The sequence below is a fragment of the Pontibacterium sp. genome (genome assembly GCF_964228735.1).
Lineage (GTDB): Bacteria > Pseudomonadota > Gammaproteobacteria > Pseudomonadales > Balneatricaceae > Pontibacterium.
Genome location: NZ_CAXRBQ010000150.1, coordinates 1 through 10232 on the forward strand (window position 1 = coordinate 1; position 10232 = coordinate 10232).

Below are 10232 nucleotides of genomic sequence, written 5' to 3' on the forward strand. Positions count from 1 at the left end.
GTCAAAGAGAAGAACTCGGTCAGTCCGGCAAAACCACCCGGGCCATGGTCAGCATCTACCGCTTCCCCTTCCTGGGCAGCATTCAGATCCCAACCCGCGGAGAAGAAGCGTTCACCACCGCCGGTCAGAACTGCAACCTGCAAACTCGGGTCAGCTTCGAAGTCGGAAAACGCCTGGTACAGGGCAAGGCTGGTCGTGCTGTCGATCGCATTCGCTTTGGGGCGATCCAGCGTAATAAGAAGCACGGATTCGTGCCGCTCGATATGTAGCGGAGCACTCATGTTGGCTACCTCTTTTATTGTCTTTATTGGTATGCCCACAAAGGTAAACGGCAGCCGTTTTTTACTCCTTACACACAGACGACATAAACCTTCAGATTCCAGCCATCCTGCTTTCAATCCGCAAACCGTCAGGGATAAAAGAGATCATGATGGCCGAATCTTGGAGGTAAATGTCGTCTCAATGAAACTGAAAGTCCCATCGCTCACTTAACGTAGAAAAGACCATCAACGGCCATCGCATCGATTGCCACACCATCATCAACACAAAAAGAACTATGGAGACTGAGTGATGGATTTTAGCCTTTCTAAAGAACATCAGGCGCTGCAGGCAAAAGCCAAAGAATTTACTGAACAGGTGCTGTACCCACACGAAATGGAGTGTGAAGAGAACGACGGCATCAGCAAAGAGACCCATAACCTGATCATCCAGCAGGTACTGGACTGGGAGTTCAACGCACCGAACCACAGCAAAGAAGATGGCGGTCAGGGTTTCACCATTTTTGAGCAGACCATTCTGAACGAACAGCTTGGTGGCGCGACCGGTGCTATCTGGGATGCATTGTGGTACCCATCCTACCCAATGCGTTTTGCATCTCAGGCACAGAAAGAGGAATACCTGATTCCTACCTGTCAGGGTCAGCGTCGCGATGCGTACGCGATTACTGAAGCAGATGCTGGCTCCGACCCATCCCAGTGCACTACCCGTGCAGATAAAGTGGACGGCGGCTGGCGTATCAACGGCGAGAAATGGTTCGTGACCATCGGTGATATCGCCGACTACATTCTGGTACACGCGCATGTCGACGGAGACGTTAATAAGCCAACCGTATTCTTCGTCGACAAAGACCTGCCAGGCGTTGAACTGAAGCGTACCCCTCTGTACACCCACCATTTCGCGTTCAAACACCCTGAGTACATCTTCAACGATGTGTTCGTAGGTGACGATAAAGTCCTGGGCGAAGTTGGCCAGGGTTACGACATGACCAAAGACTGGTTCGTAGAAGCCCGTCTGGGTATCGCGGCTCGTTGCGTGGGCGCGGCGATCCGTGCAGCCAACGAAGCGAACGAATACGCCGCCAACCGCGTTCAGTTCGGTCAGTCTATCCGCGACTTCCAGGCTGTTGAGTTCATGCTGGCGGATATGGCGGTTGAGATCATGGCTGCCAAGTCCATGCTGTACCGTCTGAGCTGGGATATCGATCAGAACAACGACCGTAAGATGAACCACGCCCGTGCTGCTGCACTGAAACTGCACTGCTCCGAAATGGTCGGCCGCGTCTGTGACAAAGCCGTTCAGGTTATGGGTGGCCGAGGATACATGCGTGAGCAACCGGTTGAGCGTTTGTGGCGTGATACCCGTGTAGACCGTATCTGGGAAGGCACCTCCGAGATCCAACGTGTGATCATCGGCGGCCAGATCAAGAAACGTGGCATGGAGATCTACACCGGCTGGTAAGTCGTTTGTAGATGGCCCTAGATGGGTGTGGTCCTCACCACACCCAGTCCCGAGTTTGATCAGGTATTGCTTATGTCCAAACAAGATAACCTGCGCCGTTTGATGTCGCCACGTCACATCGTGCTGATCGGTGGTTCCAATCTGGAGCTGCCAATTCAGAACACGAAACAGATCGGCTTCGACGGTGAAATTTGGGTGGTAAACCCAAAATATGACGAGATCGCGGGTATTAAATGTTACCCAACGATCGCGGATCTGCCGGATGCACCGGATGCGGCGTTCGTTTCCGTAAACGCTGAACTGACCATCGACGCAGTTGCTCAGCTGAGCGAAAAAGGCTGCGGTGGTGTTGTGTGCTACGCAGCCGGCTTTGCCGAAGTGGGCGGTCGCGGTAGCGAACTGCAGGACGCATTGGTAGAAGCGGCCGGTGACATGGCCCTGGTAGGCCCGAACTGCTACGGCGTGCTCAACTTCACCAACGGTGTGGCGCTATGGCCGGATCGCCTGTCTGGCGAGAAGACCGAACGCGGTGTAGCCATCATCAGCCAGAGCGGCAACGTGGCGCTTAACCTCACCATGCACGACCGTTCCCTGCCGATCACCCACGTGATCAGCGTAGGCAACCAGGCGGTGATGGGTGTAGGTGACTATATCGAGCCGCTGCTGGAACAGGACAACGTCAGCGCCATCGGTTTCTATATCGAAGGCCTGAAGGATATCGAATCCTTCAGCCGCGCCGCACTGAAAGCGGTCGAGAAAGGCGTGCCTCTGGTTGTACTGAAGGCCGGCACCTCCGAAATCGGCACCCAGCTGACGATGAGCCACACCAGCTCCCTGGCCGGTTCCGATGACATGTACCAGGCGATGTTCGACCGCCTTGGCATCCTGCGCGTGCACTCTCTGGGTGAACTGCTGGAAACCCTGAAGATCGCTGCGCTGTGTGAACTGCCAGCCGGTGACCGTATCGGCGTACTGACCTGCTCCGGCGGTGACAGCGCCATGCTGGCCGACAGCCTGGATCACTACAATCTGCAGCTGCCACAGCTCACCGACCACCAGCAAGAGAAACTCGGTGCGCTGCTGCCGGACTTCGCCAGCCTCTCCAACCCATTGGACTACAACACGTCTATCTGGGGTAACGAAGAAGCCTGCACCGAGGTGTTCGGCACACTGATGGAAGGCCTCTGTGACGCCACCATTCTGGCGCTCGATTTCCCTAAACAGGGGATCGGTGACGACCACGAATGGCAGGTGGCGGTAAACGCGATGATTGCTGCACATTCCCAGCATCACAAAACCGCCGCGGTAATCTGCAACCTCAGCGAGCTGATGCCTGAAAACGCCCGTCGCCGACTGGTGAACGCAGGGATCGCACCGCTGCAGGGCCTGAAGGATGGCGTTGCTGCCCTCGCCCGTCTGGTTCGATACGGCCAGCGCCGCGAGCAGATTCTGGCGTTGGATGATTCCAGCCAGTTGCTGCTGCGCCAGGGTACAGAAGCCGAAGGCGATAGCCGCATGTTGGACGAATGGGACTCCAAACAGCTGGTTGGCAGCTACGGCTTACCACTTCCAGGTGGTCAGGTCGCAGAGCTTGCAGATGTCGCCGCAGTTGCCGATCAGATCGGCTACCCGGTGGTGATGAAAGGTGTCAGCGACAAGCTGGCCCACAAAACCGAAGCCGGTGCGGTGGTGCTCAACCTGAAAGATGCCGACGCCGTAACTACGGCTGCGCACACCATGTCCGAAAGCCTCAAGGCACAGGGCCTCGACAACGTTCGTTTTCTGATCGAACCGATGATCTCCGACTTCGTTGGTGAAATGATCATCGGTCTGAAGCGGGACGAGCAGTTTGGTCTGGCTCTGATCGTTGGCACCGGCGGCATTCTGGTCAACCTGTTAAACGACAGTGCCACCCTGCTGCTACCAACATCACGCGAAGCCGTTACTGAAGCAGTTGGTTCCCTTAAAGGCACCAAACTGCTGCAGGGCTACCGTGGCAAAGCGATGGGTGATCTGGATGCGGTCGTGGATGCGGTGATGGCCGTCGCTGAATTCGCGACCGAACACTGGGAGCAGGTCACCGAGTTGGATATCAACCCGCTGATGGTGCGCCCAGAAGGCAAAGGTGCTGTCGCCGTGGATGCACTGGTGCATATGCGAGGCTGACATCACCCAATACCTCGGGGTGAAGGCCGACCGTCTTTCCAGGTCTTCACCCCAACTCATTGTCCAGACAGGAAGCGTCTGCTGGTTGATCCCGAAACGATCAGCGGGCGATCTAAAACAACAATAAAACCTAGGTACCAAGCTATGAGTGTAGAAAACAATAACAACAAGATGGCGATTGATCCGGCCATTCTCTGGCCCGCTGTGATCGTTATCCTGGCAACAAGTATCCCGCTGGCGATCAATCCTGACGCCGGTAAAGCTGTGGTAAGCGGCCTGTTGAGCTGGTTTACCGGCAACTTCGGATGGCTCTATCTGCTGTCCGGTATCGGTAGCTTCTTCTTTATGTGCTGGCTGGCTTTTGGCCCGGTTGGCCGTATCAAACTGGGTGCGCCTGAAGACACCCCGGAATTCAAGAAAGTCCCTTGGATCGCCATGCTGTTCTGTGCAGGCATCGGCATCTCTATCTGTAACTGGGCGTTTGTAGAGCCGCTCTACTTCCTGTCCGGTCCACCACTAGGTGTGGAACCGAATACACCGGCTGCCGCTGAATGGGCTGCGATGTATCCGATGTTCCACTGGGGCGTTGTGCCTTGGGCGCTGTACCTGATGCCAGCCCTGCCGATCGGTTACGCCCTGTACGTCCGCAAAGTGCACGTACTGCGTCTGAGTGAAGCCTGCCGTGGCATCCTGGGTGATCTGGTTGATGGTCCTGTCGGCAAAGTGATCGACATTGTAGTGATCTTCTCCATCGTGGGTGGTGTAGGTACCTCCCTGGGTCTGTCCGTACCACTGGTATCTGAACTGTTCCAGGCGATGTTTGGCCTTGAAGACTCCTTCTTCCTGCAGTTGGTAATCCTGGCCGCGTGGACTGCGATGATCGCATGGAGTGTGTACAACGGCCTGAACAAGGGTATCCAGACTCTGTCCAACATCAACGCTGTGCTGGCCTTCGTACTGCTGGTGTTTGTACTGTTTGCCGGTTCTACCGTGTTCCTGCTGAACCTGTGGTCCAACAGCTTCGGTCTGTTCATGGACAACTTCTTCCGTATCAACTTCTGGACCGATCCGGTTGATAAGGGCGGCTTCCCAGAAGGTTGGACAGTATTCTACTGGGCGTGGTGGATCGCGTACGCACCGATGATGGGTCTGTTCGTAGCACGTATCTCCCGTGGTCGTACCATCAAAGAGCTGATCATCAACGGTGTAACCTGGGGTTCCGTGGGTTGCTGGGCGTTCTTCGCGATCTGGGGTGGTTACGCCATCGATCTGGATGTGAACGGCACCGTTAACCTGCAGGCGGTACTGAGCGAAGGAGGCATCCCAGCCACAGTGGTTGCTGTACTGCAGACACTGCCAATGGCCGATCTGGTGCTGCCAATGTTCACCCTGCTCTGCTTTGTGTTCCTGGCAACCACAGTAGACAGCTCTGCGTACATGCTGGCGTCTATCTGCACCAAAGAGATCACCGGTTATCAAGAGCCAGCACGCTGGAACCGTATCCTGTGGACCCTGCTACTGGCTCTGGTGGGTGTAGGCCTGCTGTCTGTCGGTGGTCTGAAAGCAGTACAGACCTCTACCATCCTGGTAGCCCTACCGATGATCCCTGTGCTGTTCATCATGGCAGCATCCATGCTGCGCTGGGCTAAAGAGGACTTTGGCACCGATCTGGCGGCACGAGCCATCGCCCGCTGCCCTCAGAGTGGCCGCAATGTGGTGGTAGCGCACATTGACGAAGAGACTGTACACACCGAATCCAAATCAAACCTGGATGCAGTACAGGCTCAGCCACAGGCAAGCTCTTAGCCATATAGAAAGTAACGTATCTCATTCGTTTATAAGCATTCCCTATGCCTTTGGGTGTGTGACGTGACACTGTCACACACCCTGTCCTTTTGGGGCTTCTTGATACGCAAGCCCCCTTTTTCCAATACCGCTGGAGCGCCTTCTCGGCGACCGGCTAACTCAACACACTAAATTCAATGTAGGTAGCAGTACCATGACAATCTCAACCATCGGCGTAATCGGTGCCGGTCAGATGGGGCTGGGCATCGCTCAGTCTTTCGCAACGGCTGGCCTGAACGTGATCCTGAACGACATCAACGGAGCTGCGCTCGAACGTGGATTGGATACCATTCTGAATAGCCTGGAGCGACTGAACAGCAAAGATAAGCTGCAGGAGTCTCCCGATGCGATTATCAGCCGCATCAGCACCACCACAGAACTGACCGCCATGGCCGATGCACAACTGGTGGTCGAAGCCGTTATCGAAAACGAAGCGCTGAAACAGCAGATCCTGAGCGAACTGGACCAGATCTGCCCACCGAATACGATTCTGGCGAGCAACACCTCCTCTATTTCCATCACCCGCCTGGCGACTGCAACCAAACGGCCGGATCGCGTGATCGGCATGCACTTTATGAATCCTGTGCCGGTAATGAAGCTGGTTGAGGTGATCACCTGCCTGCACACCAGCACTGAAACCTACAACAGCGTGATCGAGATGGTCAAAGCGCTGGAGAAAGTGCCAGTGAGCGCCAAAGATCGTCCGGGCTTTGTGGTGAACCGCATCCTAATCCCAATGATCAATGAAGCGATCTTCACCCTGGACGAAGGTGTTGCCAGCGCATCCGAGATTGATAGCGCCATGCAACTGGGCGCCGCTCACCCGATGGGACCGCTAGCGTTGGCCGATCTTATCGGTCTCGATACTTGCCTGAGCATCATGCAGGTGCTCTACGAAGGCTACAACGACAGCAAGTATCGCCCGTGCCCACTGCTCAAAGAGATGGTCGATAGTGGTCTCTTAGGCCGCAAATCCGGCCGCGGTTTCTTCGATTACAGCTGAGGTGAGATCATGAATATGCCTGAACAGATTCCAACAATCCAAGCCTGCTTCGAAACCTTGTTGCTTACCGAAATCCAACCTGGCATCTACCTGCTGACCATCAATCGCCCGAAGGTGCTGAACGCACTAAACACCACCGTGCTTTCGGAATTAGCCGAAGCAGCCGAGTTGGTCGATAACGACAGCAACGCCCGTGTACTGCTCATTACGGGTGCAGGCGATAAGTCCTTTGTAGCCGGTGCAGATATCACCGAAATGAGCACCCTTACTCCATTGGAAGGTAAAGCCTTCGCCGAGCGTGGCATGGCGGCATTTCGTCGCCTGGAACAGATGAAGATTCCGGTGATCGCACTGGTCAACGGTTATGCCCTGGGTGGCGGCTGCGAGCTGGCGATGAGCTGTGATTTTGTCCTGGCCTCCGAGAATGCCCGCTTTGGCCAACCGGAAGTCAGCCTCGGCATTACACCGGGCTTTGGTGGCAGTCAGCGTCTAACCCGACTGCTGGGCCGCGCCATGGCGATGGAGCTGCTGGTCAGTGGCCGTGCCATGAACGCACAAGAAGCACTGCAACGCGGTCTTGCGAACCACGTGTATGCGCAGTCCGATCTGCTGGGTGAGGGACTTGCCCTCGCCGACCGCATCAGCCTGAACAGCACCACCGCCATCCAGATGACCAAGCAGCTGGTGCAGCGCGGCCAGGATCTGGATCTGGAAAACGGCTGTGTGATGGAAAGTGATCTGTTTGGTCTGAGCTTTGCCACACCGGATCGTGCCGAAGGCATGCAGGCGTTTATCGAAAACCGTAAACCTTCCTTCGTGTAACAGCGAAGGAACCTGCAAACAAGTCCCTCCCCGCCGGGTTACAGGGAAGAAACCTGGCACTTTTCCCATCAATCGGCTTTTCACCCCTTTCGATCAGCTTCCCAAACAAACCGACCGGCTTTTCACCAAAATACATAATTACAAAATTGAGCTACCATTCACTCTGAGATCAATCTAATTCTTCGGACATACAATGGCAGCCAAGCTCTCTATTCGCTCCTACAGTTTTGATAGCGATAGACACTCCCACGATCACTACCAGCTAACCTTCCCGTTGCTGGGCACGACCAACATCGATACCGGTCGCCACCACGAGCGTGCTGCACCGGGTCAGTGTGTGATTGTGCTTAAGGGTGATGAGCATGAGTTTGCCCCATCCAGAGGCTCACAGTTTCTGGTGGCGGATATGGATGAACTGCCCGACAGCATGAAGAACCTCACGGAATCCTTCATCTTTGTCTCCCAGCCGGTGCTCTCTTTCTGCTACTTCGTACAGAAACAGCTCGAAAACCAGATCAGCCCTGCACTTGAAGCGAGTATGGGGGAGTGGTTTGTACAGCTGTTGAATGAGCAGGAGTTTGTCACAAAGATTGATCCGCGCATTTCCAAGGTGATCGAATACCTGGAACGGGACCTGAGTTTGTCGCCGCCGCTGAGCGAACTGGCGGATGTTGCCTGCCTCAGTCTCAGCCAGTTTAAAGCGTTGTTTAAGAAGGAAACCGGCACCACCCCGGGCCAGCATCTGCTGCGTCTTCGTATGGAAAAAGCTCGTGCGCTGCTGGTGCATACCGACTACCCGATCAGTGTGATTGCATCCAATGTGGGCTACCAGGATATCTCCTCATTCAGCCACCGCTTCTCCAGTTACTTTGGCATGCCCCCAAGCAGCTTGCGCAAGCATTAATCAAATCGGCTTCCAAACGATCAACTTCAGCTTTTTGCTGAACACAATCGGCTTTTTGCCAAATTCATAAGCAAAATCGTCGTATACACTGCATCGCAAATTCAACGTGAATAACGAGTTTGCGATGTTAGATTCAACACTGATCGTTTTTATTGTTACCTCCCTGGTGCTGATCGCATCACCGGGCCAGGATATGGTGCTGGTGATCTCCCGTTCTATCGGGATCAACACCCGTGCAGGCATTGTTACCGCAGCCGGTGTCGCGACCGGTCTGCTGGGGCACACCGTACTGGTGGCGATGGGTCTGGGTGCCCTGCTGCAAACCTCCGAGCTGGCCTTCAGCATTATGAAATATGTAGGCGCGGCATACCTGCTGTATATCGGTTACAAAACCCTGAAAGCACCACCAATCGAGATCGATGAAGATCCGGGTGCGCAAGGTACGCTGAAAAGCTGCTTTATCGCCGGTGCGCTGTCCAACGTCACCAACCCAAAAATCGCGATCTTCTTCTTTGCATATCTGCCGCAGTTTGTATCGGCAGACAACGCAAACCCAACCATGACATTGCTGGCACTGGGTTCTACCTTTGCGATGCTCTCCTTCCTGGTTAAAACGCCGGTGGGTTATGTGGCGGGTCGTTTGTCCGGTTGGTTTAAAGCCAACAAGAATGCACAGCGTTGGTTGAACCGAATCTGTGGTGGTGCTCTGGCCCTGCTGGCGGTACGTCTGGCAACGGCAGCTACACCGGGTCAGTAAGCGAGGCCCCTACAACTTCTTTTTTGTGTGTCAAAGTACTCCTAAAGTGCTTCTATTCGGGCGCGTATGTGTTAACGTACGCGCCCTTTTTTTATGCTCTGCGGAAACACCCCATGATTGCCGGATTCGACTACGGAAGCTCTAACTGCGCCATCGGCGTTCCTCACTCCCAATCTGGTACAACACGTGGCATCGAATTGCTGCCGATGCATGGCGAACAACGTTTCCTGCCATCCACCCTCTACGCCCTTTCCCGCGAACTGATCTGCGAAGCGGTCGCTAAACAGATCGAAAATCCAGTGCTGCGCGAGCAGTACATGCAGGAACGCGCCAACCAACTGCGTATGGCAACTAATGCACGTCGTGAGCATGATGTTGCCCCGGGCGAGCAGACGGTCTTTGTCGGTGAAGAAGCGATCGAGAACTACATCGATCTGCCCGAAGAGGGCTACTTCATTAAATCTCCGAAGTCCTTTCTGGGTGTGAGTGGCCTGCGCGCAGAACATATCGCCTTCTTCGAAGATATTGTCAGCGCGATGATGTTTGAGATTAAGAAAGCCGCCGAGCGTAATCTGGATGGCAAGCTGCGCCACACTGTGATCGGACGCCCGGTTAACTTCCAGGGTCTGGGTGGAGAAGACGCCAACAAACAGGCCTGTGCAATTCTGCACCGTGCTGCAGAGCGTGCCGGTTTTGAATCGGTTGAGCTGCTATACGAACCGCTGGCGGCAGGCATCAACTTTGAATCAGATCTCACTGAAAACAAAACCGTTCTGGTAGTGGACGTGGGTGGTGGTACCACCGACTGCTCCGTGGTGCGTATGGGGCCGGAACACCGCGCCAAAGCCGATCGTAGCGACGACTTTCTTGGCCACAGCGGTTCCCGTGTGGGCGGTAATGATCTGGATATCAATCTGGCGTACAGAGGTCTGATGCCGGTATTTGGTATGGGTGGGACGCTGAAAAGCGGTCGGCCTCTGCCAAGCCAACCGTACTGG

Annotated in this window: 9 protein-coding genes; 8 read left to right on the top strand and 1 reads right to left on the bottom strand. The window is 55.0% G+C overall.

All coding sequences use genetic code 11. The features are described from left to right. The coding region (locus ACEQ15_RS16700) for an enoyl-CoA hydratase-related protein (protein WP_370280375.1) at positions 1-281 on the bottom strand (281 nt) is incomplete at its 3' end. A 289-nt stretch (positions 282-570) separates the two neighbouring features. Here ACEQ15_RS16700 and ACEQ15_RS16705 point away from each other — a divergent pair. The 8 genes from ACEQ15_RS16705 to yegD all read left to right on the top strand — a co-directional run. After that, a complete protein-coding gene (locus ACEQ15_RS16705; RefSeq protein ID WP_370280376.1) occupies positions 571-1737 on the top strand; it encodes an acyl-CoA dehydrogenase family protein in 1167 nt (388 codons plus the stop codon). A gap of 72 nt (positions 1738-1809) precedes the next feature. Continuing rightward, positions 1810-3903, top strand: coding sequence for an acetate--CoA ligase family protein (locus ACEQ15_RS16710; protein ID WP_370280377.1), 2094 nt, complete (start codon positions 1810-1812; stop codon positions 3901-3903). Between the two features lie 144 nt (positions 3904-4047). After that, positions 4048-5709 carry a BCCT family transporter gene (locus ACEQ15_RS16715; RefSeq protein WP_370280378.1) on the top strand — a complete coding sequence of 554 codons (1662 nt, stop codon included), beginning with the start codon at positions 4048-4050 and terminating at the stop codon, positions 5707-5709. A 193-nt stretch (positions 5710-5902) separates the two neighbouring features. Further along, positions 5903-6751, top strand: coding sequence for a 3-hydroxybutyryl-CoA dehydrogenase (locus ACEQ15_RS16720; protein ID WP_370280379.1), 849 nt, complete (start codon positions 5903-5905; stop codon positions 6749-6751). 9 nt (positions 6752-6760) lie between these two features. After that, positions 6761-7573: an enoyl-CoA hydratase-related protein gene (locus tag ACEQ15_RS16725; RefSeq protein WP_370280380.1), complete on the top strand. Its 813-nt coding sequence runs from the start codon at positions 6761-6763 to the stop codon at positions 7571-7573. A gap of 193 nt (positions 7574-7766) precedes the next feature. Further along, on the top strand, positions 7767-8477 hold the full coding sequence (locus tag ACEQ15_RS16730; protein ID WP_370280381.1) for a helix-turn-helix domain-containing protein: 711 nt from the start codon (positions 7767-7769) through the stop codon (positions 8475-8477). A 124-nt stretch (positions 8478-8601) separates the two neighbouring features. After that, positions 8602-9234 carry a LysE family translocator gene (locus ACEQ15_RS16735; RefSeq protein ID WP_370280383.1) on the top strand — a complete coding sequence of 211 codons (633 nt, stop codon included), beginning with the start codon at positions 8602-8604 and terminating at the stop codon, positions 9232-9234. Positions 9235-9347: 113 nt separating this feature from the next. Continuing rightward, the coding region (gene yegD / locus ACEQ15_RS16740) for a molecular chaperone (RefSeq protein WP_370280384.1) at positions 9348-10232 on the top strand (885 nt) is incomplete at its 3' end.